We start from the raw sequence: 20,811 nt of genomic DNA, 5'->3' as shown, positions 1-20,811 counted from the left end.
GAAAGCCAACAGATGGCAGCTCCTGTTCAGCGGAATAGAACAGGCCGCTGCCGGCAATATTCATGAACGGCAGCTGGGCGAGCAGTTCGCCCTCTGAAAACGTCTTGAGCACAGCTAGATGCTCAAGACGGTTTTCGTATTTGGCTGCCTCGATCAAGGTGAGGCCCATGGCATAGGGGGCAGCGCCCCGGGGAGGTCAGGGGCTATTGCCGAGGGCCCATCTGGGCCGAGAAGCTACCGCTAGGGTCAAAGTCCGTGGCGGCCAGGTTTGCTGATGGGAGCCATCACCTTGGCTGAGCTGCCGGCGCTACCAGGCACTGCGCAATTGGAGCTGGCGATGGCCCTCTGGCAAAGCTTGGCAAGCTCTTAACATGAGCCTCGCTGGGCAAGGGCATCGGCAGCATCCAAAAGAGGCCTTGAGCTGGGCACAATGGGTGCATGAGCCTTTCCTTTGCACAGCCCCAACTGGAGGCCATCACTGCTGCCTGTAGACGCCACCACGTGGCAAGGCTGCATGCCTTTGGCTCGGTGCTTCGAGCGGACTACAGGCCTGGTGAAAGTGACATCGATTTGCTTGTCGAGTTCCAGCCGCTCGATGCTTCCAGTCTCTATAAGGCTTACTTCGCTCTGCTGAACGATCTACGGCAGGATCTCGCTGCTCGCGTTGACTTGGTGATGTCTGATGCGGTGCGTAACCCCTACATCAAGCAAACGATAGAAGCAAGCAAGCAAGAGATCTATGCAGCGTGATTCCAGTGCCTACCTCAACGACATTTTGGAAGCCGCGTCAGCAATCCAAGATGCGATTGCGGGCATCGATGAAAGCACCTACAGCGCCACGCGCCTGATCCGTTCATCTGTCGAGCGTGAATTCATTATCATCGGTGAAGCACTCAAAGTGATTGCCCAGCGTGATCCCCAGCTATTTGCTGCAATCCCTGAGGGAAGGCAGATCATCGACTTCCGCAATCTTCTGGCCCACGAATATCTCAAAGTGAGCGACCGTGTGGTCTTGGGTGCGATCCAGACTGATTTGCCTGTGCTCGTACAGCTTGCAACCAGCTGATCAGACCGCTTGATTGAGATAACGGCTAAGTCGAGCCCACCAGCACAAAGATCGTTTAGCAGCGGCTCGCTACCAATGTCACCCGCCCCTGTGAGCGCGGCCAGGTGCTCGAGCCGGTTCTCGTCTTTGGCTGCCTCGATCAGGGTGAGGCCCATGGCACAGGGGGCAGCAGCCCCAGGGAGGTCAGGGGCTATTGCCGAGCCAGTGCCGCTACGGTTGAGCTAACAGAAGCCCGAATTCTCATGGGGGCCAGCACGCTGGATGAGCTGCTGCAATTGCCAGGACCTGAGCGGGTCCAACTGGCTATGGCGCTTTGGCACAGCCTGGAGACCACCGAACAGGAGCAAGCACTCACAGTTGATGCTGGGCTAGCCACTGAACTTGAGCGGCGCTGGGCCGAGCATCAGCAGCACCCAGAGCGCGCCGTTAGCTGGGATGTCGTTCGTCAGGACTTGGGTCTGGCATGAACATGTCGCTCAGGTTCCTACCTGAGGCACGGCAGGACGTCATCGACAGCCGTGATTGGTACGAGCAACAACAGGAGGGTCTTGGTGCATTGTTTTCAGTGGCATTGGTTGATGCCGTTGAGCGAATCCAAGCTCACCCATTTCGCTACCCGGAAGTGCAGGGGCCAATTCGGCGCGTGATTCTGCAGCGCTTTCCCTACGCGATCTACTTCCGAAAGGAAGCCACAGAAATCATTGTCCTGGCGGTCCATGGACGCCAAGATCCCAAGCGTTGGCAGGAACGGGGCTAAACCATCCAAGCAGAAGCCAATGGATCAGCTGCTGGCCTCTTGGATAGCGGCGCCGGCCTCTAGGCAATCAAGCATCGCCTTAAAGCTCGCGCGCCTCCTAAAAGCTGACAACCTGCAGCCCACTCGTCCAACTTCTAGTACACGAAATTAGGTCTAGCGGGCTGGTCTGGCACGGCAACAGCAAAGGACTGTTCTGCTGCCATGACAACAACCTCTCCTGCCGCCCAGGCACCGTTCACAGCTGAACGCTGGCAGCAGTTCTGGAATGCCTGGAAGGCAGAGCCCCAGCAACTCGAGGGGATTGAGCAGTTGCGGCTCGCCGTCATCAGCGCTGATCCAGCGATCCTCACCGAGGCCGCACCCTGGCGGCAGACCTTCTCATCGGCACCCTCGGCTCCAGAGACATCAGGCAATGCCAATCCCCTGACGGTGGCCTGGGAGAACCAGAACGACAATGCCTCAGGCACCGGCTACCGCGAGTGCTTCTCCAGTAGCTGCGCCATGCTCGCCCGCTTCTGGGGCAAGGTCAGTTCTGACGATGAGTACAACGTCATCCGTGCCAAATACGGCGACAGCACAAGTGCAGAGGCCCAACTCTCAGCGCTGCGCTCACTGGGGCTGACGGCCAACTTCGCGACCAACGGTGATCGAGCAGCTTTGGAGCAGCAGATCAACCTGGGACGGCCAGTTGCCGTGGGCTGGCTGCATCACGGTTCTGTATCTGCTCCATCAGGCGGTGGCCATTGGAGTGTGGTGATCGGTTTCACCGAGGCGGTCGCCATTCACAACGACCCAAACGGAGAAGCTGATCTAGTGGCAGGTGGTTACACCGCCAATACCAACGGAGCAGGCCAGCACTACAGCTGGAAGAACTGGCAGCCCCGCTGGGAAGCCGATGGCAATTGCACCGGCTGGCTGCTCACCTGCCAGCCGTAAGCAGAGAGAGGACAGAGCCAGCGAGCAGGTCCATGAGCGATGAGCTGCCGCCCTTGCTGCCACCTGCCCAGCAGGGCAGTAAGCCCCCCTTTGATCGTGAGCGCTTTGTCTTTAAGACCCTGGCGGTAGTGATCTGCACCCAGCTTTTGATCTATTCACTTGCTGCTGGGGTCTGCGGTCAGCGGGCATTGGCGGGCCGGCCAGTTGGTCAGGTATGCCCCGGCACGCTTGAGAAACTGCAGATGGGTTTTGATTCCACCCTCAACCTGCTGCTGGCACTACTGGGAGGTGCAGCGCTGACGAGGGTTGGCAGGCCGCCTGCTAGCTGAACTCCTCTGCGCCTTGGACAGGGAGGAGCAAGCAGTAGCAGAGCTAATCAGCCCACCAGCTGGAGGTGCCGGCTACTGAACAGCTCCCCGGTGCAGTTCACCGGCAATAACGCAGAGCGGCCAACCCGGTACCAGGCATCTACCAAAGCAGCACTGGAGCGGGGGTAGAGCTCTCCAGCCAAGATCCAGAGCTCGTCATGCAGTACCTGCGTCTGGTCTGGTGTGCCTACGTACCAAGGCGACTCAGGGTCCTGCGACAGCTCCTCATGGAGCAGCAGGAGTCCCTCAAGTACGCAGTTAGCGAGCTCAGGCGTCATCGGCTTTGCTGGCCCCACCTTGCGGTGCAGCTACCCAAGAATGTCCATCCACGCACACCAAGGTGCGCCAGATCAAGCACTGGCACCCAGAGGATTGCGTTGCAGGGCGATGCAAAGCGGGGGGCAAGGCAGTGGCGTTAGGGGACTAGCCCAGCAGCGCTCAAAGGAATGGAGCTAGCGCTAGAGAACACAGCAGTGCTGCGGTCGCCGGCGGCTGCCGTGAACTTGCCACAGCTGAGCTGTGGCTGACGTCAGACAGCCGCCGCCGCCCTCGGTTGGCCTGTGCTGGGGCAATTGGGCCCGGCATCTCTCCCGCGGCTGCGGTGGCCGGGCATTCGCCCGCGCTAATGGGTGAAGGAGATGGTTCCAGGTCTCCTCGCGCGGCTGCGCGGGCAATGGTCAATTTCGAGCGGATCTGGTGGCCTTAGTTCTTAGTAAGCCGAGGCTGCTGGGCATGGGCTTTACCTGCGTAGATCAATTGCCCTGCAGTGGTTCTACCAGTTCACAAGTGCACTTGTACTGCTAGAATATGGGCTGCACCAAAGGCCCCTAGCCCATCGCCTGCGGTAATCCAATTCCCTGATCTCGCCAGCACTGCCGCTCTTTTATTTGCGGTGTGTTGCCCCGATCAGTTGTCACCTCTGGCAGCTGATTCATGGATCTTTATCTCTCATCTAGCCCTGAAATAGCCCCATCCCACTCGCTTGTGATCGCAGCCGGTGGTGGCCGTGATCTGGCCTGGCCCCAGCAGCGGGTTGCTGCTGAGCTCCTCGCCCGCAGCAGTGGCCGCCTTGTTCACCTGTTGCTCCACGGCGGTGCCCGCGGAGCTGATGCCGCCATTGGCCGCGCTGCCCAGCAGCTGGGTTGGTCAGCTCTGGTGATGCCAGCTCAATGGCAGCTCCATGGGCGGGCCGCTGGGCCAATCCGTAATCGGGAGCTACTCGAGCAGGCCATTGCCAGAGCCGAGGCCCACACCTCCCCGGGCTCGCTTGCTTCGGTGCTGGTGGTGGCCTTCCCCGGCGGCCCAGGCACCGCCTCGCTGGTGCAGCAGGCCCGTCGCATGGCCTCGCGTTCCCCAGTGCCGATCTCGGTGGTCGAGGTCAGTGCTGCAGCCGGGCTCTGGGCCGCGCCTGTTGGAGCCGGCTGCTCCTGATCCACCAGCCCAAGCCTTTCGCGCCCCTGGCGCTCCGTTCCGTTCTTTCCATACCCACCCATCCCCTTATCACCGTCATGGCTGTTCTCACCCCTATTCCCACCGGTGTTCCTGTCGTCGATTCGGCTCCTTCCGCGGCAGGTCCTGCCTGCTCCCTGCAGCGATCGGGTTCCCTCTGGCAGCTGGGCAGCGAGGCCCAGGAGCTCACCACCGCCATCAGCCAGCTAGCCGAGCAACTGGAAGCTGATGATCCCGAGCAGCGCTCTCTGGCCCTCTCCGAGCTGGAGGCAGCCCTACTTGCAGAAGAGGGCAATAAGCAGGCCCTCGCCGCTAAGGCCGATGCCACCTGCTGGGTGATCGAGCACCTGCGCGGCCAAGCCGCCTACCGCCAGCAGCAGGCCAAGCGCCTCGCCGACCTGGCACGTAGTGATGCAGGCCGGGCTGATGCCCTGGAGGAATCGCTGATCTTTGTCCTCACCCAGCTGCAGCCGGCAGCTACGCGCTTCTCCTTCCCGGATCACGAGCTCAGCAGCCGCAAATCATCCGCCGTTGTGATCGACGACGAACAGGCCCTCGATGCCGAGTGGCTCACTTTCTCCACCACCAGCAAGCCCGACAAGAACGCCATCAAGGAAGCCCTCAAGGCTGGCCGCCAGATCACCGGCGCCCAGCTGCTCAACCGCCGCAGCTGGCGCATCCACTGAGGGGGCAGAGCCTCCCGTTACGTGGGTCCGTTTCAGGGGCGGGCCCATACCCCTCCCACCCAAATCACCTCTCACATCTCAGTATTCCCATGACCACCGCTGTCTTCTCCACCGAGCAGATCGCTGCCCTTTCCGCTCCTCTCGATCGCGCCAAGGTCCAAACCCGCAGCCAGGCCGGCCGCTCCCTGGCCTACCTGGAGGGTTGGCAGGCCATCGCAGAAGCCAATCGCATCTTTGGCTTTGACGGCTGGCAGCGCGAGACCATCGCCGTGCAGTGCGTCTCTGAGCGGGAGCGCACCCTGGGCAGCAGCAACCGTGCCGGCTGGGGTGTCACATACACCGCCCGGGTGCGCATCAGCGTCGGCGAGGTGATCCGAGAAGGCAGCGGCGCCGGCCACGGCATCGACGCCGACCTGGGCCAGGCCCATGAATCCGCCCTCAAGGAGGCCGAAACCGACGCCATGAAGCGAGCCCTGATGACCTTTGGCAATCCCTTTGGTCTGGCGCTCTACGACAAGCAGCAGCGAGAGGTCACCAGCTCAGCCACTCCGGCCTCCAAAGCCAACCCCAGCAGCAGGCCAGCAGAAGTGGCGCCTGGGCGCCAGCTCCAATCACCCGCGCAGCCAGAGGTAGACCCAAGCCTTGACCCGCTTGATCCAGGCACGATTCACCAGCTACACAGCACAATTCGCTCCCTGCCACGCCCGGCACTGGAAGGACTCACCAAGGCATTCCGCAAGCGGTTCCAGGTGCCGCCAGATGCACTCTCAATTGCTGATCGGATCTGCCAGCGCCGCCATCACGAATGGATTGAGGCCTTCCTTGTGCAACACCAGCAGCTGGTGGCCTGAGCTTCAGCGCTCAGGAGGCAGAGGAAGAGACGCAGGAACCCCTTACCAGAAAGTTTGCCCCTGTTTCGGAAGGCAAGGTGAATTATCTGTGACTCATAGCGCCAACGTTCTTTCTCTGTTAAGCACATCGTGGTAGAGCTCTTGGACGAGCGCTGAATCCTTCGACTCCATTCCGGTGCTTATTTATGACTGGGGTTTCCGAGGTCTGGTTGGAATCGTTTTCGAGCAACCAAAACTAGGCAAACACCACCAGAAGGTGGTGCATCGCTTCAAAGAGCTCCGATCGGCTCAATAATTGGTGTGCTGTAGCACTTCTCTCATGGTGTCCAACGATCCACGCCGGCAGGCGCTGATCGACTCATTGCGGAGCCGATACCAACAAGCGGAACGCCAATCGGACGTCGAGGCAAAGCGAGCCCTGTTCAAAGAGGCGGTGTATCTGGGCATCCAGCCTGAAGAATTCACCTTGGACCGGTGAGCAGAACCAAATTTGTTCACCCTTCCATCGACTCAGCTCCCGCCATTCCCAAGCTGTTCCACAGCCTTTGGGGCTTCACAGGGAACATCGACCAGGCCCTGGTTCAGGCCCTCCGCCATGGATTCGACGGTTTAGAGGCCAATCTCAAGCACCCTGCCGTGTCTGAGAGGTCTGCTGGCGAGGTGCGCGAAGCCCTTGCTGAGGCCGGAATGGCACTAGTGCTGGAACTCTTTACCGGCGGAGACTACGTCCCCCGACTGAACTGTTCCCCGGCTGAGCACTTGGCTGAGTTGGAGCACCTGCTGCAACAGGCACCAGATCTCGATCCGCTGCGCATCACCGTGGTTACCGGTGGCGACAGCTGGGCCTGGCCGGAGCAGCTTTATTTCTGGAGCCGGGCCCTCGAGCTGGCGGCGTCATGTCCACTGCCGGTGAGTTTTGAGACCCATCGTTCCCGCAGTTTCTTCAACCCTTGGACGATGACCTCTTTCCTTGAGGAGTTTCCTGGCCTTCGGCTGACGGCGGACATTAGCCATTGGTGTGCTGTAGCCGAACGCCTAATGACTCCAGAGTTGGAGCCGGTGCGGGCGATAGCGTCACGCGTCGACCACATCCATGCTCGGGTGGGCCATGCCCAGGCTCCTTCGGTGGGTCATCCGTTTGCACCAGAGTGGGCCGAAGCATTGGAAGCCCATCGACGCTGCTGGCGGCTGTTTGGCCTGCAGCGTTCGGCCGCGAGCTGCGGGCCATTCACGATCACACCTGAATTCGGCCCGGATGGCTATTTGCCCACCCTGCCGTTCACGGCTCAGCCGGTGGCCGATTTGCTGGAGATCAACGCGGCGATGGCTTCCTGGCTGCGTGGTGGGGCCTTGGCTAGCGGCGACTCGAGATCCATCCACTCGGCGTAGAGGGTTTGCCACTGCAATATGCGCTGCTCGAGTCGATGGGCCGGACCTGGTTCCAGGCCGCTGCGATACCCGCGCTGGGTTGCCTCCACCAGGCATCGGTCTTCCTCCAAAAAACGCAGCATCTCTGCCATCCACAACTCCGCCATCTCCAACTCCGCTCTCCCAGGAGCTGCATCTGCAATTTGCTCCAAGGGGGGCTCCGCATTCAGTGCAGGGCTGGGCACCGGGCTAAGCAGCCAAACCTCCATCTGGCTCCGCGACAGGGCCTGAGGGTCCCGTGTGGCGGGGCCAAGCTCCGGCACAACATGGAGAACAGCCAGCCGGCCGTCGGGCCAGAGCAGCAGATGGGTCCAGGGAACTAGGCCAAAGGTAAAGAAGGTGCCCTTCTCTCCTGTTGGGGTGGCAAGCAGCGATCCATGGCGACTGAGAACGTGGCGGTAGGCGCGGACCGGACCCTGTTCACGGTGCAGGGTCGTCGGATGGGCAATGGCTACGTGGTAATCGTCGAGGGTGTTGTCGTGGGCCAGCTTCCAGTTGCAGGCCAGGGGAAGCCGCCTGCGAGCAAGCAACTTGCGGGGCTGTCGCCAGAGGTTGCCAGCTTCGCTAATTACTAGATCAAGCTGCTGCTCCAGCGGTAGTGGATCGTCCCCCAGAGCCACCCAGATCAAGGGACCTTCTTCCTTGCAGCGAAGCTCCTTAAGGGGCCAATCGCTGCGGTGGAAGGGTTCCAGAAAGTCGCCCTCTCGGGCCGCTGCTCGCAGTCGGCCGTAGAGGTCGTAAGTCCAGCCGTGATAAGGGCAGACCAAACGCCGGCAGTCACGGGCGGATCGATCCGTGTCAAGAAGGGCCACACCCCTGTGGGGGCAGCGGTTGAGAAACACCCGGATCTCTCCGGCCTCCGGACGAGTCAGCAGAAGTGGCACCCCTAGCAACTCAAGTGCCAAGGCCTGTCCAGCTCTGAGTTCACTACAAGCGGCTATTGGATGCCAGCAGCGTTTGGCGTAGAGCTCGTATTCGAGCTCAGCGATGTAGGGCTCGCAATAGAGCCAGGCTGGTAAGAACTGGGCTGTTTGCATCGATTGCTGCAGGTCAGGCCACCATGGCTGAATCAAAAGAGCGCAGGTACTGGGCCAACTCTTCACGGAGTTCCAGGAATGGCCGCGACACCCTCAGGTGCGCCATCGGCGATGGCTCCAGATCAACAGTCACGCTGCGCACGATCCGGCCAGGTCGAGGAGCCAGGATATAAACTTGATTCGCAAGTAGTAATGCTTCCTCTAGATCGTGGGTGATCAACAGTGCCGTCAGGCCAGTACGTTGCCAAAGCTGATGAAGGAACTCCTGCATCGATTCTCTGATCTGGATGTCAAGAGCTCCGAAGGGTTCGTCTAGCAGGAGCATTTGTGGTTCGGCAGCTAATGCCCGCGCGATTGCGACCCGCTGCTGCATTCCACCAGAAAGTTCCCTTGGCATGCGGCGCCCAGCATCAGCCAATCCAACCACCTCAAGGAAATAGGCCGTGCGTTCACGGATATCGCGTTCACTGCGTCCTTGCAGCTTCATACCAAAGGCTACGTTCTTTGCCGCCGAGAGCCAGGGGTAGAGGCTGTATTTCTGAAACACCATGCCCCGGTCGGAGCCAGGAGCGCGAACCGGAACTCCATTAACCAGTATTTCGCCTGCAGTTGGACGATCTAGACCTGCAACCAACCGCATGATTGTCGACTTTCCAGATCCAGAGCTACCAACTAATGCAACAAACTCACCCGCCTTGACAGTAAAGTTAATACCATCAAGCACCAATTTAGAGCTGCGTCCTGCGCCGAATGTTTTGGAGACATTATCGACTTGTAGATGCATGATTGGAGGGGGGATCAATTGGCCCAGCTGCAGCTGCGGCGCAACAGCAATCGGAAGCCCAGGTCAATAAGCAGTCCTATCAGGCCTATCAAGATAAGCCCCAGAAATATTTCATCAGTGCGCAGGAATCGTTGGGCAAGAGAAATGCGCTTGCCAAGACCTTCTGTGGCTGCTACCAGTTCGGCAACAATAACTAGATTCCAAGCGGATGCCATGTTGATCCGGTAGGCATCTATTACCTGAGGAGCTATACATGGCGCGATAACTCGGATGAGCACTTGAGGCTGACGGCCGCCGAGGGTGAGAGCAGTTTCAATCAGCTCGTTGGGTACGAATTTCACCGCGTCCATGATCATAAGCGTGTTGAAAAACAGCGTGCCTATGAAAATCAGCAGGACTTTCGGAAGTTCTCCCAAGCCAAAGTAAATAATCAGCAGGGGAATAAATGCTGGTGCCGGCATGTAGCGGAGTAATCCAACCAGTGGCTCAAGTAGGCGACAGATCACCCTGCTGGTACCCATGGCCATGCCAAGGGGCAAGGCCACGATCGCCGATAGGGCAAAACCGCCGAACACCCGTCCCACGCTGGCCGTCAAGTCTTTCCACAGCAGACCCGTTTGGACCTGCTGTTGACCAGCTGCCCAGACCGCAGTCGGACTGGGCAGGAAGAGACTGTCGACTGCACCGGTGGCGGTGATGGCCCACCAAAGGAAAACCACAAATGCAACGCCGGCGCTACCAAGAACCCAGGGATGCCTGAGCCAGGACTGTCCCATCACGGCACTGCATTCACAAACTGTGGCTGGAGCAGGTCATCTAGCTTCGGTGGTGTCTTGGCCAGGCCAAGCTCCTGCAGGAAGCCGCTGATCTTTTGGGCCGCATAGGGCAGCGACTCCATTGTGCTGCCAGGTTTGAACACCTGCACATTCTGTTGCAGGTCTAGAAGAGTAGTTCCGGCTTCGTAGGCCTGGTATTCCGGTTCGCTTACACCAGCCCTTTGGGCCAAAATTGTTAGGCTGGCTGCAGGCTCCGCTTTAATAGAGTTGAGAGTTTTGAACCAGGCGTTAACTACTTTCTGGACCTTTTCAGGGTTTTCAGCAACAAATGCACTGCGGCAAACGAGGTGGTCGCTGATGGCTCCAGGGAAATCCTTCGAAGAGAACAGGGTGGTACTGCCCTCACGCTTCAGGGCTTGTGTTGTAAAGGGGGCGAATACACCAACAGCATCAACCTTCCCGGCGACGAAGGCAGCTGAAGCAGCACCAGTCTCGAGGGGTACAAAGGTGATGTCCTCAGCGCTCAGCCCAGCCTTCTTTAGACCCAGTAGCAATAAGTAGTGATCAACGGTGCCCTCTTCAGCTGCAACACGCTTGCCCTTAAGGTCGGCGACGCTCTTAATGCCGGGTGCGGCAATGATCTGGTCGTTGCCAGTGGAGTAATCATTGGTCAGAACAACCTGTAAGTCGGCTCCACCGGCAATCGAGCTAATTGTGTCTCCGAGGGTCTGACTGTTGCAATCAAGCTGGCCAGCGTTGAGGGCGTTAATTGAATCCAGGTAGCCGTCAAACCACTGCAGGTTCACTGGAACGCCAGCCTGGGTGAATAGACCCTTGTCCTCGGTGACCTTCCAAGGAATCCAGCCAGGCCAGGCGCTGTAGCCGATACGGACTGGAGCGTCGGCGCTAGGACTTTTGCAGGCGCTGAGGCCTGCAACGGCTAGGCCAGTCAAGAGCAAGCTGGTCAGCAAGCGCGAATTCAGCTTCTTTGGGACAGTCATTTTTAATATGGTGTGAATGAAAAGGGGTCAACTGTTCAGAACAGCTCCAAGTAGCGCTTGGTCTCCCAGTCGGAGATCGCGCCGTGGTAACTGCTCCATTCGTCGCGTTTGAAGGCCACATAGGCACTGGCCATAGCGTCGCCAAATACTTGGCGGGACAAAGGGTCAGCAGCAAAGGCCTCAATCGCCTCGCCGAGAGTGCGGGGCAGGGTGGTGATTCTCCGTTTGGAAAGTTCCTCCTCGCTTAGCTGGTAAGCATTTACGAGAATGGGCTCGCCGGGGTCTAGGCCCTCACGAATCCCCTCCAACCCAGCAGCAAGAAGCATTGCTGCCGCCAGGTAAGGATTACAGGCACTGTCGGCAGCACGGCACTCCACTCGACTGCCCGCCCCCGGGATGCGCAGCATGTTGGTGCGGTTGTTGTTGCCATAGCAAATGAACACCGGTGCCCAGGTGAAGCCGCTCATGCTTCCCTGTATCACCAGCCGCTTGTAGCTATTGACGGTGGGGGCGATCACTGCACAGATCGCTGGTGCATGGCGAAGGATGCCTGCAATGAATTGGCGCCCAAGCTCACTCACCCAACCAGCCCTTTCGCCGGCAGGGCTGAACAGGTTGGTGCCGCTCTCAAGATCTGCCAGCGACATGTTGAAGTGGGCGCCGCTGCCGGTGCGATTGGCGAAGGGCTTGGGCATGAAGCTGGCGATAAGGCCGTGTTTGCGGCAGATCTCCCGGGCCATCAGGCGGAAGAATGTGACCCGGTCGGCAGTGACAAGGCCATCGGCGTAGCCGAAATCCGTTTCGAACTGACCGTTGCCGTCCTCGTGGTCGAAGGAATACACGCCCCAGCCCAGGCTGTTCATGGCCTGCACCAGTTCATCCAGCCAAACGAAGTTGTCGAGCAGCCCGCGAAGGTCGTAGCAGGGCTTGGCGAGGGTGTCGCCGGTGCTGGCAGGCATCAGCTCACCGTTTTCGCCACGGCGCAGGGCGAAGAACTCGGTTTCGATGCCGAGGTTGAAGCGCAATCCCAGGGCGGCCGCCTGATCCTGCACCCTGCTGAGGATGGTGCGGCTGCAGGCGTCAAAGGGGCTGCCCCCCAGCTGCAGGTTGCTCGCGAACCAGACCGTATCGGGCTTCCATGGCAGCACCGTGGCGGAGGAGAGATCGGGCAGCGCGGCCACCTCGTCGTCGCTGATCTCCTGAGGTACCCCGTCGAGGGCCGCTCCTGTGAACAGCTCGGAGCCCCGGGCCATCGATTCCAGGTGGTCGATCGGCACCGCCTTGGCTTTGCAAACGCCGTGCAGATCCACGAAGCTGGCAAGGGCGTAGCGCACGCCCCGGGCGATCAGGTCCGCCTTGAGTTGGGCAGCAGAGGTGGCCTGCGACAAGTTTGGTTCGATCAGCGTGGGGGTCATCGCTCCCCTCCCGCCACCAGCGCTTCGGGCTGGCAGGTGACCTGCTGCTGAGCCGTCAGGTTGAGGGCCCGCTCCTGGCGCAGCCAGGTATGCCAGTCTTCCAGCCCTTCCCCGCTGGTGGCTGACACCCGGATCACGACACAACGCGGATTGACGGCGCGAATATGTTCTTCAATCCGCTCAATGTCGACTGGCAGATAGGGGAGCAGGTCAATCTTGGTGATCAGCACGCAGTCCGCTTCGCGGAACATCACCGGATATTTGAGAGGTTTGTCCTCGCCCTCGGTAACGCTGAGCAGAGCCACTTTGCGATGTTCACCTACCTCGAATTCAGCGGGGCAAACCAAGTTGCCTACATTCTCAACCCACAACAGATCTAGTCCTGCTGGATCGAGCCGCTGACGAAGCAACTTGAGGCCGCCACTCACCATCGCTGCATCCAGATGGCAGGCTCTACCCGTGGTGATTGCTACTACCGGAATGCCAACTGCTTCGAGACGCTCTGCGTCAAGCTGGGTGGTCATATCACCCTCTAGGACAGCCATCTGTAGATCCGCAGACAAGGACGGCAGGCTGCGCTCCAGCAAGGAGGTCTTACCGGAACCAGGGCTGCTCATCACATTGAGGCAAAGCAGCTGCCATTCATCAAAATGGGTACGATTGTGCTCGGCTTGATGCTGGTTTGCAGCCAGCAAGTTGAGACCAAGTTTGTCTTCTAGGGGCATGTGCATGACAGATCAGGACGCGACTGCGTTGACAATGTGTGGGCTTGGTGTTGTTGCAGTTAGCACGTAATCCACGGAACGGATTCGCAATTCTCGGCCACTGACTATCTCTTCCATCGGGTGATCGCAACAGGGAGAGCGGTAGGCCTGTTCGGGTGTAGGGCTGTATGTGCTGTTGCAGACCAGACAGCGCCCAAGCAGCGGAATAATTTCGATGGCCAGCTCGGCCCCGTCGAGCCAACTGCCATTGACAGCAATCCGCCAGGTACTGACAAGCTGTGCTGGTTCAACGCAGGTGAAGGCACCAACCTGTAAGTGGACGCGTTCAACTGTTGGAGATGCAGGTGCGTGCTGCTGCCGCCATTCGGACATGGAGAGTAGTAGGCATTTCGTCATGTCAACTTCATGCATTTGCCTATCTCCACCTCTTGTCGACGTGCATATTGCATTCTTCGCTTATCCAACTCGGCTTCTCTTTTCGGGGCAGTTGCCCGCTTACCACTAAATGACCCATGGTGTCACAGACCACTCGGCAAGCCATCAATGAAGTCATGTCGCTGATGTCATAGGGCGGCGATACTTCCACAACCTCCAGGCCACATACAGGCACATTGCGTACAATCAATTCAAGCAATTTCAGGGCTTCCCTTGGAAGCAAGCCTCCGGGCTCTGGCCAGCCTGTACCGGGTACAAAGCCTGCATCAATGCAGTCAATATCGAAGGAGATATAGACGCAGTCGGTACCATCTGTAGCACGCTCAATTGCAAACTTTGCGGCAGCTTCTAGGCCCATTTCACAAATATCGGTAACCGTGAGTACGTTGGTGCCACGCTCGCGGCAAATCTTGACGCCCTCACGTGGTACTTGCCATCCACCGATACCCAGCTGCACTAAGTTCTCGGCAGGTGCATTAGCCATATTGGTGGCATGAAACCAGGGACATGTATGCATGCGTTCATCAAGATCGATCTCTTGGGTGTCGACGTGGCGATCGAAATGAATGATGCCAACCTTCTTGTCACCCAGGTGCCGGCAAATTCCACGCAGAGTGGGGAAGCCAATTGAGTGGTCACCACCAAGGATGATTGGGAAAGCACCACTGGAAAAGACGTGGGCTATACCCTTAGATATCTGATCAAAGCTCTTCTCGTTATTGGCGGGTATTGTAAAGATGTCGCCAACGTCGCATAGAGTAATCTGCTCGCGCAGGTCGACGCCCATTTCGTAGTTGTAGGGCGTATAAAGAGCCGAAATACGACGTATGCCTTGAGGTCCAAAGCGGGTACCAGGTCTATAAGTAGTGCCGCAGTCATGAGGAACACCCACTACCGCCACATTGAATTCACCGACGCGATTGACGTCCTCAATGTAAGGAGCCTTCATAAACGTGTTGATGCCCGCGTAATGAGGCAGTTCACCACGCGAAAAGGTAGAAATGCGCCTGTCAATGATGCTCTCAGCTGCCTCAAGCCCATAGCGAAGGCCTTGATCAACTTCCTGCTGCCAGCCAGTGAGCGGCAATGCACGCTCTTTCTCGAGGGCACGCATTCCTTCGGATGGATGCAAGCGCTCGAAGTCGCCTGACGCGTTCTCTGGAGAACTCATGGATGAGCAAGGAATAGGAGTGATTGCGGCCTCCCGGGCTTTTATCCCTCCGTGCCCCGGCCATAGCCGGTAGAGCTCTCTTGGACCAGGCACCTAGTGATAGGCCGGAACCCTAGAACTCTTAATCCGCTTTTCAATTGTGAAGCATATGATTAGTAGATATGGTCGCGATGGTTACCAGAATTGGGATTGACTCGCCAACTCACGACGTTCTCAGTGTTGATGGTGCTGAGTTCCGGTTTGGTTGCCATGGCGGTCTCCCTGTTGAGTGGGATGGTGATGATCGGGGTGGGCTTCTGCTGTCTGGGGCAGGGCCACCACCAATCCACAGGCAACAAGCATGGTCAGGGGGATCAGCCGAACGTTTAGCAGGGCGGATGGCATCGAATCGAGGTGCTTGACACTCGTCGACCGTATAGATCCGGCTGAGCTGTTTGGGTAGCAATTGCAACCGTTACGCCTACACCATTAGCTCTGGACCAACCATGCGTTCGGATTCTTCGACCTTTTTCCTGGCAATAAAACCGCTCTGTCCTGCTCTGGCTAAGCCTGCGGCGGTTTTCGTAAAGGCTGCCTGAATACACATAGCTGTACAGTCTTGTTGACTATTCTGCTGGTTACTGAGCCTCTCCGTTATCGAGTCGGGAGGACCTTTTGCTTGAGCTGGTAGATGCTCAAGCAAACCGCGCTACCACAGCTAGCCATCACCTCTGAACTCATTACTTTGTCGCTGTGTACTTTCAATTTTTTAGTAGCAGCCTTCGTCTCACTACAACGATTGATACATTTTATCAGAAACACCCTGTTGCTTTAATCTCAGCGCCCCGGCAAGGCCTTGGTGCACCGCCTTGCCGCTGATATAGGTGCCTCAGCAGTAGCCCGCCGCTTCTTCCCTTTGGTCGAGCGCGAGGATCTGATCCAGGTAGCCAGAGAAGCCCTGCTCCGTTCAGTGCTGCGCTGCAAAGCAGGCGAGCCAGCTGAGCCCTATCTGCGCCGCTGCATCTCAGGTGCCTTGCAGCATCACCTGCGCGATCGGGTGCGGCTGGTGCGCATTCCACGCCGGGTGCATGAGCAGGGTCAGTGCCCTTTGGGTCACATCAGCCTTGATGGCCACGCCGCTGGCGAGCCGTGCCTGCTCGATCAGCTGGCCAGCCCTGAGCAAGAAGCATCCAGCCCCGCTGATGATCTGGCGCTGGAGCAGCTAGTAGAGCAGCTGCCTGCAGCTCAAGCCACGGCCCTGAGGCTCACCGTCCTTGAGGGCCTATCGCTGAGAGCTGCAGCAGAGCAGCTGCAAATCAGCGCCATGTCGGTGTCGCACCGTGAGGTGCGCCTAGCGGCGCAGCGGGCCCAGAAGAAAGCTCTTGAGGCTCTGCGGCAGCAGCTGGCGGGGGCGGGCTGAGGCCCTCCTCCACAGTCACTGCTGCCAGGGGCCGTTCAGCGCAGCGGCCCTGGCAGGCGGCGGATCGGCCGCACCTGCGGCTTGAGCGGCGGCGGTATCTGCAGTTGCTGGTCGACCCAGTGGGCAGCAAGGGCCGCCAGCAGGCTGTTGCGATCGCCGTGGATGCGGAGCATGGCGTTAGCTGAAAGTGCTGCCCACCAGCCTGATCGGGCCGGCCCGCTCCGCCAGCGCAGAAGGCGACAGGGCCGCGCAACCAATGGCACAACCGCGGCCATCAAAAGCACCGGCGCAAGCACTGGGAATGGATGTCAGTCCGCGCTGCTGCCTAGCAGCTCGAGATCAGCGCCATGCCGGAGTCGCACCGTGAGGTGCGCCTAGCGGCTTTCAGGCGACATCGAAAACTGAGCCACCCAGCAGACGATCCATCGAGCAATCGACCTGGGGTTGTCCTTGTTCAGCTCGCGCCGGAGCGGGCTGCGGCTTGGCAGCCAATCGCCTGTGGGTTTCTACGGTGCAGCGATGGCCCAAGACCTCAAGCACCCTGCCACCGGCGATTTGATTGTGTTGGCCGATGGTGAGCAGCTTTGGCGGATCGGCTGGCCTGGTGCACCGGTCCTGGTCGTCACCAAGAACGGGCCAGACGGCAACGCCACCTACCGGCTGGCTGATCCCAAATGCAAAACCTGGAACAAGGTGGGGGATATGAAGCTGCTGCCCTGGCCAGAAGCAGGCAGCTGAGCCAGCCCAACCCGCCTCACCAGGAGTAGAACAGCTGTACTGCTGCCGCTGCTGGTTTGATTTTGGCCGACCTGCCTATTGGCGAGCCTGTGCCCTTCTGCTTGGGTTCATTGGGTGAGGGCTTGGATCTCCATGCCGCCCTGATTCCCAACCCGGTCTGCACCTTCTACATGCGGGCCAGCGGCAATGGCATGCGCCAGCACGGAATCAAGGACGGCGACCTGATGGTGATCGACCGCAGTGTGGAACCGTGCTCCGGCCATGTCGTCGTCGTTGCCCACCAGGGCAGCTTCTTGATGCGGCCGCTGTTGCGGCAGGGGGAGCAGTGGTTACTTGAACCGGTGCGGCCAGGAGAAGTAGCAATTCCTTTGGACCTGGAGGTCTTTGATCGCTCAGGGCTGTTTGGCGTGGTGGTCCATGCGGTGCATCACCTTGGCAAGCCGCGTTTGCGGAAGATCTGAGCTGGGTTAGTCAGGGAAGCAAGCCGACTCAAACAACCGAAATTTGGGTGTTTGATCGCTCCGAGCTTCCACCCGTTCGCTCCCGCTCTGGGATTCCAGCTCTGCGCTGAACAGGCTGCACATCCGACCTTGCTCCACCCACTCGCGCCTGCTCAGGGATTCCGCTGCACCCCAAACAGGCCCAGGTCCAGAACTCTTGCGTTGCCCACCAGTGGCTTGCTCCGGGCTTCCTCAGTCTGAGGCATTCCTGCGTCATGCCTCCGCTTCGGGAAGTCCCGTCGCTGCGCTCAATGGCGCAGAAGATCATGGTTTCTCTTTCAGCTGCCGCCTCACCGTTCTGCCGTCCAGAAGAAGATCCGTTCCTACTGCTCGAATCCACCCTCCGTTCCATCGAGGTGGTACTGATGCTGCGGCGTGATCTGCCGCTACGCCGCACCTGGAGCGAGCAGCCCTATGGAGAGGAGGAGATCACCCGCCTGGAAGAGGAGGTCCTGCCCGCCATCCGCAAGTGTCTGGCGCGCGTTGATGAGCTCGATCAGCGGCTGCTGGCCCAGCATGAGTTGCTGGTGCTGCGCTGCGAGCTAGAAGCCAAGCGGCACGCTCTGGCCTAGGAGCCACAGGCTCAAGCCCGGCCGGGGGCCTAATCCCGGCTTTCTCCCCCCTGTTGGATTGCTTGAGTTCAGGGTCAGCCGTGGTGCAACGCAGGGGAGAGCACTTCCCCGATGATTCGCCCAAGCGCCAGCAGCCTGACGGGCTGGCAGCGCCGCAGGGTCAAGGCCAAGGCGAGCGCCCTGCTGGCGGCCTTGACCCAGCGGCTTGATGGGCGCGAGTGGGGGCGTTTTTTCTCCTTCCTGCGATGCAAGCCACCTCCACCCTGCTCCGCTCCAGCGGCACCAGGCAGCGCAAGGCCGGCCCAGCCACCACAGCAGCTCGGCAGCTGGTGCTGTTCTCTTTGCCCGAGCCGATTGCCTGCTGCTGGGATCTGATCTGCCCAGAGGAAGCCTGGGAGCAGCCCCTGCGCTGGGCTGTCTAGGGCCCAGGCCCGCTGGAGGCCTATTCCACACCCACTCGCGCCTGCTCGGGGATTACGCGGCGGCCTTTGGCTGGTGGCCTGACTGGTTGGCCTGCATACAGCCAAGCCCTTTGCCGCTACGCCTATCGCGCCTGCTCGGGCTACGCGGCCCCGGCCGGTGTGAGCAGCAGCAGGGAAGGCCTCACCGTCATGCCAGACCAAAAGGCAGATAAGGCCCCATGCAACAGACGAAAGCTTGCCGGGGTTGCAGCAGAGCGGGCCGCAGGGTGCCGCTACACGGCAGGCCACATCAGCTCAGAACGGGCCGCTTGGCAGTCCTCGATCGCCAAAGGATGCAAGCAGGCCTATGCACCGGACGCGGTGAGGAGGCAGCACGGGTCTTTCAGCAGGGCCACCGGGCGCTGGCTGGCCGGGCGTTGCGAAACCCCTCCGCAGCATGCCCCTACGGCTCGCACCAGCAAGGGCTGACGCAAGGCTCGCTATGCTCGCCCCTGGCTAGTGCTCACCTTTGGGGCGCTTGGTCGGTGTTCTCCGCACCACCCCAGCCATGGCCACTCCCCAAGGCCCCGTCTGTGAAGTCCGCCTGCTTGTGGTTCACCGCTATCAGCCCGGCGTTCAGAAGCTCGGCTCCACTCCCTGTGAGGTCGAGTTCTTTGGCCGCCGCGGTAAGCCCGTCAAAAAGATGCGGCTGATTCCTGCTGAGAAGGCCTTTGCCTTTGCACGCAAGCTGCAGGGCACCCCCGGCTGCACCGTTTCGGTCTGCTGAGCCCTCGGGCTCAGGCCCGGCTGCCGCTTGGTGGCCGGGCCTCACAACCAATGCCTGTAGCTGCTCCGCTGACGCCGGGCCCTGGCCTTGGAGCGAGCAGAGCCGAACTGGGGGCTGCTGCCATCGCGGCGGCGGCGCACCCAGGTCCCTTTCCTGATCAGGCCAGCGTCTTGGGCGTTGGCGCGGCGTGCAGCAACGATCGCCCCGTAACCACGCTTTTGTTTGGCGCGGGCATGGGAGCGGGCCTGGCTGGCGCTAGCGGCCGGCACCACCGTGGAAGTGGAGCGGTTACGCCAGAACACCAGATACCAAGCCATTGCTCCCTCCCTGCTGGGTGATCAGCGCCGCGGTGCCGGTGCTCTGGGGGTGGTCGCTTTGACGGCCTCCAGGTAGAGCTCGGCGGTGCTCAGCGTCTGCAGGTTTGGGGCGGCGCTGTGGTCATGGCCCGCCTCAGCAACCGTGCCTGCATAAAGGCCACTGCGCTGCTGAAACAAGAAGCTGAATACCGGGTGACGCCGCAGCTCTTCCATGTAATCGCCATCGCAAAGCGCCACCCCATCGGCGGTGAGGGGCTGGCCCTTGCCATCCACCGGCAGCAGTCGCTCACGGCCATCCACATCCCCCAGCTGGAAGTGACCGCCGCACAGCGTCACGAAGGTGTCAAAAAACGTCCCCCGTTCATCGCCGCCAACGCGGCCCTCGGCTTCTGAGAACAGGCGCTCTAGCAAGCGCTCCTTGCGCAGGTTCTGCACCTGGGAGCGGGCCTCATCCCGTTCTTTTTCAACGCTGCGCACGCGGCGGATGTTGGCCTCATTGAGCTGGCGTTCACGGTCACCTACCTGGCGCTCAAACTCTTCTCGCTTGCGCTCAGCGTCCTGCAGGCGGGCGTACTCGTCGGGGTTGATCTCCGAGAAACGCGACAGCTGGGCGCGGGCCTTGCGCAGCTCTTTTTCGAGCTGGTTGCTGCGACGGCGTTCGGCTCGCAGGGGTTCAGCACTGCTGGCTGCTGGCGGGTCGTCGTTGTCGCTGCTGCCGGTGCTCGAGTCCTGGGGAGGGACAGCGTCAAAGCTGTCGTCGCCGGTGCCGCCGTCGTGGCCGCTGGCCTCGTCGTCGCCCTCATCGAGGGGGTCGAGTTCAGCAGTTAGTGGAGCTATGGAACCAGCAGGGCCCTGGTTGGGCTGTTGCTGCTGCTGGCGGTAGATCTGCCAAGGCACGGCAGGAGCAGGGGCAGGGGTTGAAAAGAAGGAGGAGGACATCACCCATCACGGCTGTGGTGTTGCGGGCGCCCCGTCCGGGCTTCGCTCGCTCTACCTGTTGCCAGGGCAGCTGCGATGCACGGCAGCAATGAGGAAGGGACCCGGCTGACACAGCAACGATCTGCCGGAACCTTTAGCCACCACTTGCCAAGAGAGGGTGTCGCTCGAGCAAGAACACAGACATGGCTAGGTTCAAAGCCCCAGCCGACTGACCGCGACGCACGCCTGCGCCAGTTGGTGGTTTTGCGGATCTAGATGGAAGCAAGATGCTGG

31 protein-coding genes and 1 riboswitch are annotated in these 20,811 nt (G+C 60.1%); of the genes, 18 read left to right on the top strand and 13 right to left on the bottom strand.

Annotated elements, in window-relative coordinates; genetic code table 11:
* The first annotated feature begins 438 nt into the window (after window positions 1-438).
* The 6 genes from KBY85_RS12490 (at window position 439) to KBY85_RS12465 (ending at window position 3,088) form a co-directional block, all read left to right on the top strand.
* A complete protein-coding gene (locus KBY85_RS12490) occupies window positions 439-750 on the top strand; it encodes a nucleotidyltransferase family protein (protein WP_254961818.1) in 312 nt (103 codons plus the stop codon).
* Window positions 740-1,066: a DUF86 domain-containing protein gene (locus KBY85_RS12485; RefSeq protein WP_254961817.1), complete on the top strand. Its 327-nt coding sequence runs from the start codon at window positions 740-742 to the stop codon at window positions 1,064-1,066. Before KBY85_RS12490 ends, KBY85_RS12485 begins: the two co-directional genes overlap by 11 nt.
* A 104-nt stretch (window positions 1,067-1,170) precedes the next feature.
* Window positions 1,171-1,533, top strand: coding sequence for an addiction module protein (locus KBY85_RS15985; RefSeq protein ID WP_254961816.1), 363 nt, complete (start codon window positions 1,171-1,173; stop codon window positions 1,531-1,533).
* The gene (locus KBY85_RS12475) at window positions 1,530-1,823 is read left to right on the top strand and encodes a type II toxin-antitoxin system RelE/ParE family toxin (RefSeq protein WP_254961815.1); all 294 of its coding nucleotides are present in this window, start codon (window positions 1,530-1,532) and stop codon (window positions 1,821-1,823) included. Before KBY85_RS15985 ends, KBY85_RS12475 begins: the two co-directional genes overlap by 4 nt.
* Window positions 1,824-2,024: 201 nt before the next feature.
* On the top strand, window positions 2,025-2,759 hold the full coding sequence (locus KBY85_RS12470) for a C39 family peptidase (RefSeq protein WP_254961814.1): 735 nt from the start codon (window positions 2,025-2,027) through the stop codon (window positions 2,757-2,759).
* Between the two features lie 32 nt (window positions 2,760-2,791).
* Window positions 2,792-3,088 (top strand): hypothetical protein, encoded by a 297-nt coding sequence (locus KBY85_RS12465; RefSeq protein ID WP_254961813.1) that lies wholly within the window; start codon window positions 2,792-2,794, stop codon window positions 3,086-3,088.
* Window positions 3,089-3,135: 47 nt separating this feature from the next.
* Here the strand turns inward: KBY85_RS12465 and KBY85_RS12460 are convergent, their stop codons facing one another.
* The gene (locus KBY85_RS12460) at window positions 3,136-3,405 is read right to left on the bottom strand and encodes a hypothetical protein (RefSeq protein WP_254961812.1); all 270 of its coding nucleotides are present in this window, start codon (window positions 3,403-3,405) and stop codon (window positions 3,136-3,138) included.
* A 706-nt stretch (window positions 3,406-4,111) separates the two neighbouring features.
* On the opposite strand from KBY85_RS12460, the gene KBY85_RS12455 reads away from it, so the two are divergent.
* The 5 genes from KBY85_RS12455 to KBY85_RS12435 all read left to right on the top strand — a co-directional run bounded on the left by KBY85_RS12455 (window position 4,112) and on the right by KBY85_RS12435 (window position 7,502).
* The gene (locus tag KBY85_RS12455) at window positions 4,112-4,558 is read left to right on the top strand and encodes a hypothetical protein (protein WP_254961811.1); all 447 of its coding nucleotides are present in this window, start codon (window positions 4,112-4,114) and stop codon (window positions 4,556-4,558) included.
* 77 nt (window positions 4,559-4,635) lie between these two features.
* Complete coding sequence (locus KBY85_RS12450) at window positions 4,636-5,262, top strand: siphovirus Gp157 family protein (protein ID WP_254961810.1); 627 nt, start codon at window positions 4,636-4,638, stop codon at window positions 5,260-5,262.
* Between the two features lie 89 nt (window positions 5,263-5,351).
* Window positions 5,352-6,113 (top strand): RAD52 family DNA repair protein, encoded by a 762-nt coding sequence (locus KBY85_RS12445; protein WP_254961809.1) that lies wholly within the window; start codon window positions 5,352-5,354, stop codon window positions 6,111-6,113.
* 319 nt (window positions 6,114-6,432) lie between these two features.
* Complete coding sequence (locus tag KBY85_RS12440; RefSeq protein WP_254961808.1) at window positions 6,433-6,591, top strand: hypothetical protein; 159 nt, start codon at window positions 6,433-6,435, stop codon at window positions 6,589-6,591.
* The gene (locus tag KBY85_RS12435; RefSeq protein WP_254961807.1) at window positions 6,588-7,502 is read left to right on the top strand and encodes a sugar phosphate isomerase/epimerase; all 915 of its coding nucleotides are present in this window, start codon (window positions 6,588-6,590) and stop codon (window positions 7,500-7,502) included. The genes KBY85_RS12440 and KBY85_RS12435 overlap by 4 nt, the downstream gene beginning before the upstream one ends.
* Here KBY85_RS12435 and KBY85_RS12430 read toward each other — a convergent pair.
* From KBY85_RS12430 to KBY85_RS12390, 9 genes are all read right to left on the bottom strand, one after another.
* Complete coding sequence (locus KBY85_RS12430) at window positions 7,400-8,578, bottom strand: aromatic ring-hydroxylating dioxygenase subunit alpha (protein WP_254961806.1); 1,179 nt, start codon at window positions 8,576-8,578, stop codon at window positions 7,400-7,402. The genes KBY85_RS12435 and KBY85_RS12430 overlap by 103 nt on opposite strands.
* A gap of 13 nt (window positions 8,579-8,591) precedes the next feature.
* The gene (locus KBY85_RS12425; protein WP_254961805.1) at window positions 8,592-9,362 is read right to left on the bottom strand and encodes an ABC transporter ATP-binding protein; all 771 of its coding nucleotides are present in this window, start codon (window positions 9,360-9,362) and stop codon (window positions 8,592-8,594) included.
* Window positions 9,363-9,376: 14 nt separating this feature from the next.
* Window positions 9,377-10,081: an ABC transporter permease gene (locus KBY85_RS12420; protein WP_396121868.1), complete on the bottom strand. Its 705-nt coding sequence runs from the start codon at window positions 10,079-10,081 to the stop codon at window positions 9,377-9,379.
* Between the two features lie 56 nt (window positions 10,082-10,137).
* Window positions 10,138-11,097: an ABC transporter substrate-binding protein gene (locus KBY85_RS12415; RefSeq protein WP_254961803.1), complete on the bottom strand. Its 960-nt coding sequence runs from the start codon at window positions 11,095-11,097 to the stop codon at window positions 10,138-10,140.
* A gap of 77 nt (window positions 11,098-11,174) precedes the next feature.
* Window positions 11,175-12,554 (bottom strand): type III glutamate--ammonia ligase, encoded by a 1,380-nt coding sequence (gene glnT, locus KBY85_RS12410; RefSeq protein WP_254961802.1) that lies wholly within the window; start codon window positions 12,552-12,554, stop codon window positions 11,175-11,177.
* A complete protein-coding gene (gene hypB, locus KBY85_RS12405) occupies window positions 12,551-13,285 on the bottom strand; it encodes a hydrogenase nickel incorporation protein HypB (protein ID WP_254961801.1) in 735 nt (244 codons plus the stop codon). The genes glnT and hypB overlap by 4 nt, the downstream gene beginning before the upstream one ends.
* 6 nt (window positions 13,286-13,291) lie before the next feature.
* Window positions 13,292-13,690, bottom strand: a complete 399-nt coding sequence (locus KBY85_RS12400; protein ID WP_254961800.1) for a hydrogenase maturation nickel metallochaperone HypA — start codon at window positions 13,688-13,690, stop codon at window positions 13,292-13,294.
* Between the two features lie 4 nt (window positions 13,691-13,694).
* Entirely contained in the window at window positions 13,695-14,885 is a 1,191-nt protein-coding gene (locus KBY85_RS12395) for an agmatinase family protein (protein WP_254961799.1), read from the bottom strand.
* Window positions 14,886-14,913: 28 nt separating this feature from the next.
* A riboswitch (guanidine-I (ykkC/yxkD leader) is annotated at window positions 14,914-15,012 on the bottom strand.
* A gap of 86 nt (window positions 15,013-15,098) precedes the next feature.
* Window positions 15,099-15,269 (bottom strand): hypothetical protein, encoded by a 171-nt coding sequence (locus tag KBY85_RS12390; protein ID WP_254961798.1) that lies wholly within the window; start codon window positions 15,267-15,269, stop codon window positions 15,099-15,101.
* A 454-nt stretch (window positions 15,270-15,723) separates the two neighbouring features.
* Between KBY85_RS12390 and KBY85_RS12385 the strand changes: the two genes are divergently transcribed.
* Window positions 15,724-16,284 carry a sigma-70 family RNA polymerase sigma factor gene (locus KBY85_RS12385; protein WP_254961819.1) on the top strand — a complete coding sequence of 187 codons (561 nt, stop codon included), beginning with the start codon at window positions 15,724-15,726 and terminating at the stop codon, window positions 16,282-16,284.
* A gap of 35 nt (window positions 16,285-16,319) precedes the next feature.
* On the opposite strand, the gene KBY85_RS12380 is transcribed toward KBY85_RS12385, so the two are convergent.
* Entirely contained in the window at window positions 16,320-16,457 is a 138-nt protein-coding gene (locus tag KBY85_RS12380) for a hypothetical protein (RefSeq protein ID WP_254961797.1), read from the bottom strand.
* A gap of 325 nt (window positions 16,458-16,782) precedes the next feature.
* Here KBY85_RS12380 and KBY85_RS12375 point away from each other — a divergent pair, with 325 nt between their 5' ends.
* The 6 genes from KBY85_RS12375 (at window position 16,783) to KBY85_RS12350 (ending at window position 19,282) form a co-directional block, all read left to right on the top strand.
* On the top strand, window positions 16,783-17,022 hold the full coding sequence (locus KBY85_RS12375; RefSeq protein ID WP_254961796.1) for a hypothetical protein: 240 nt from the start codon (window positions 16,783-16,785) through the stop codon (window positions 17,020-17,022).
* A 62-nt stretch (window positions 17,023-17,084) separates the two neighbouring features.
* Window positions 17,085-17,483, top strand: coding sequence for a LexA family transcriptional regulator (locus KBY85_RS12370; protein ID WP_254961795.1), 399 nt, complete (start codon window positions 17,085-17,087; stop codon window positions 17,481-17,483).
* Window positions 17,484-17,773: 290 nt separating this feature from the next.
* Complete coding sequence (locus tag KBY85_RS12365; RefSeq protein WP_254961794.1) at window positions 17,774-18,094, top strand: hypothetical protein; 321 nt, start codon at window positions 17,774-17,776, stop codon at window positions 18,092-18,094.
* 80 nt (window positions 18,095-18,174) lie between these two features.
* Window positions 18,175-18,303 (top strand): hypothetical protein, encoded by a 129-nt coding sequence (locus tag KBY85_RS12360; RefSeq protein WP_254961793.1) that lies wholly within the window; start codon window positions 18,175-18,177, stop codon window positions 18,301-18,303.
* 36 nt (window positions 18,304-18,339) lie between these two features.
* Entirely contained in the window at window positions 18,340-18,516 is a 177-nt protein-coding gene (locus tag KBY85_RS12355; protein ID WP_254961792.1) for a hypothetical protein, read from the top strand.
* A gap of 547 nt (window positions 18,517-19,063) precedes the next feature.
* Window positions 19,064-19,282: a hypothetical protein gene (locus tag KBY85_RS12350; protein WP_254943082.1), complete on the top strand. Its 219-nt coding sequence runs from the start codon at window positions 19,064-19,066 to the stop codon at window positions 19,280-19,282.
* Between the two features lie 41 nt (window positions 19,283-19,323).
* On the opposite strand, the gene KBY85_RS12345 is transcribed toward KBY85_RS12350, so the two are convergent.
* The gene (locus KBY85_RS12345; protein ID WP_254961791.1) at window positions 19,324-19,599 is read right to left on the bottom strand and encodes a hypothetical protein; all 276 of its coding nucleotides are present in this window, start codon (window positions 19,597-19,599) and stop codon (window positions 19,324-19,326) included.
* A 21-nt stretch (window positions 19,600-19,620) separates the two neighbouring features.
* Complete coding sequence (locus KBY85_RS12340; RefSeq protein WP_254961790.1) at window positions 19,621-20,538, bottom strand: hypothetical protein; 918 nt, start codon at window positions 20,536-20,538, stop codon at window positions 19,621-19,623.
* Between the last annotated feature and the right edge of the window lie 273 nt (window positions 20,539-20,811).

The organism is Cyanobium sp. BA5m-10 (genome assembly GCF_024346255.1).
GTDB classification, from domain to species: Bacteria; Cyanobacteriota; Cyanobacteriia; order PCC-6307; family Cyanobiaceae; genus Cyanobium_A; species Cyanobium_A usitatum.
The sequence above is the reverse complement of the archived record's forward strand: the minus strand, read 5'-3'. Positions and strand labels throughout refer to the sequence as shown.

Coding starts and splice junctions, on each gene's coding strand:
- KBY85_RS12490 (WP_254961818.1), top strand. CDS start 439: ATGAGCCTTTCCTTTGCACAGCCCCAACTGGAGGCCATCACTGCTGCC.
- KBY85_RS12485 (WP_254961817.1), top strand. CDS start 740: ATGCAGCGTGATTCCAGTGCCTACCTCAACGACATTTTGGAAGCCGCG.
- KBY85_RS12475 (WP_254961815.1), top strand. CDS start 1,530: ATGAACATGTCGCTCAGGTTCCTACCTGAGGCACGGCAGGACGTCATC.
- KBY85_RS12470 (WP_254961814.1), top strand. CDS start 2,025: ATGACAACAACCTCTCCTGCCGCCCAGGCACCGTTCACAGCTGAACGC.
- KBY85_RS12465 (WP_254961813.1), top strand. CDS start 2,792: ATGAGCGATGAGCTGCCGCCCTTGCTGCCACCTGCCCAGCAGGGCAGT.
- KBY85_RS12460 (WP_254961812.1), bottom strand. CDS start 3,405: ATGACGCCTGAGCTCGCTAACTGCGTACTTGAGGGACTCCTGCTGCTC.
- KBY85_RS12450 (WP_254961810.1), top strand. CDS start 4,636: ATGGCTGTTCTCACCCCTATTCCCACCGGTGTTCCTGTCGTCGATTCG.
- KBY85_RS12445 (WP_254961809.1), top strand. CDS start 5,352: ATGACCACCGCTGTCTTCTCCACCGAGCAGATCGCTGCCCTTTCCGCT.
- KBY85_RS12440 (WP_254961808.1), top strand. CDS start 6,433: ATGGTGTCCAACGATCCACGCCGGCAGGCGCTGATCGACTCATTGCGG.
- KBY85_RS12430 (WP_254961806.1), bottom strand. CDS start 8,578: ATGCAAACAGCCCAGTTCTTACCAGCCTGGCTCTATTGCGAGCCCTAC.
- KBY85_RS12425 (WP_254961805.1), bottom strand. CDS start 9,362: ATGCATCTACAAGTCGATAATGTCTCCAAAACATTCGGCGCAGGACGC.
- glnT (WP_254961802.1), bottom strand. CDS start 12,554: ATGACCCCCACGCTGATCGAACCAAACTTGTCGCAGGCCACCTCTGCT.
- hypB (WP_254961801.1), bottom strand. CDS start 13,285: ATGCACATGCCCCTAGAAGACAAACTTGGTCTCAACTTGCTGGCTGCA.
- KBY85_RS12400 (WP_254961800.1), bottom strand. CDS start 13,690: ATGCATGAAGTTGACATGACGAAATGCCTACTACTCTCCATGTCCGAA.
- KBY85_RS12395 (WP_254961799.1), bottom strand. CDS start 14,885: ATGAGTTCTCCAGAGAACGCGTCAGGCGACTTCGAGCGCTTGCATCCA.
- KBY85_RS12390 (WP_254961798.1), bottom strand. CDS start 15,269: ATGCCATCCGCCCTGCTAAACGTTCGGCTGATCCCCCTGACCATGCTT.
- KBY85_RS12380 (WP_254961797.1), bottom strand. CDS start 16,457: ATGCTCCGCATCCACGGCGATCGCAACAGCCTGCTGGCGGCCCTTGCT.
- KBY85_RS12365 (WP_254961794.1), top strand. CDS start 17,774: ATGGCGCAGAAGATCATGGTTTCTCTTTCAGCTGCCGCCTCACCGTTC.
- KBY85_RS12355 (WP_254961792.1), top strand. CDS start 18,340: ATGCAAGCCACCTCCACCCTGCTCCGCTCCAGCGGCACCAGGCAGCGC.
- KBY85_RS12350 (WP_254943082.1), top strand. CDS start 19,064: ATGGCCACTCCCCAAGGCCCCGTCTGTGAAGTCCGCCTGCTTGTGGTT.
- KBY85_RS12345 (WP_254961791.1), bottom strand. CDS start 19,599: ATGGCTTGGTATCTGGTGTTCTGGCGTAACCGCTCCACTTCCACGGTG.
- KBY85_RS12340 (WP_254961790.1), bottom strand. CDS start 20,538: ATGTCCTCCTCCTTCTTTTCAACCCCTGCCCCTGCTCCTGCCGTGCCT.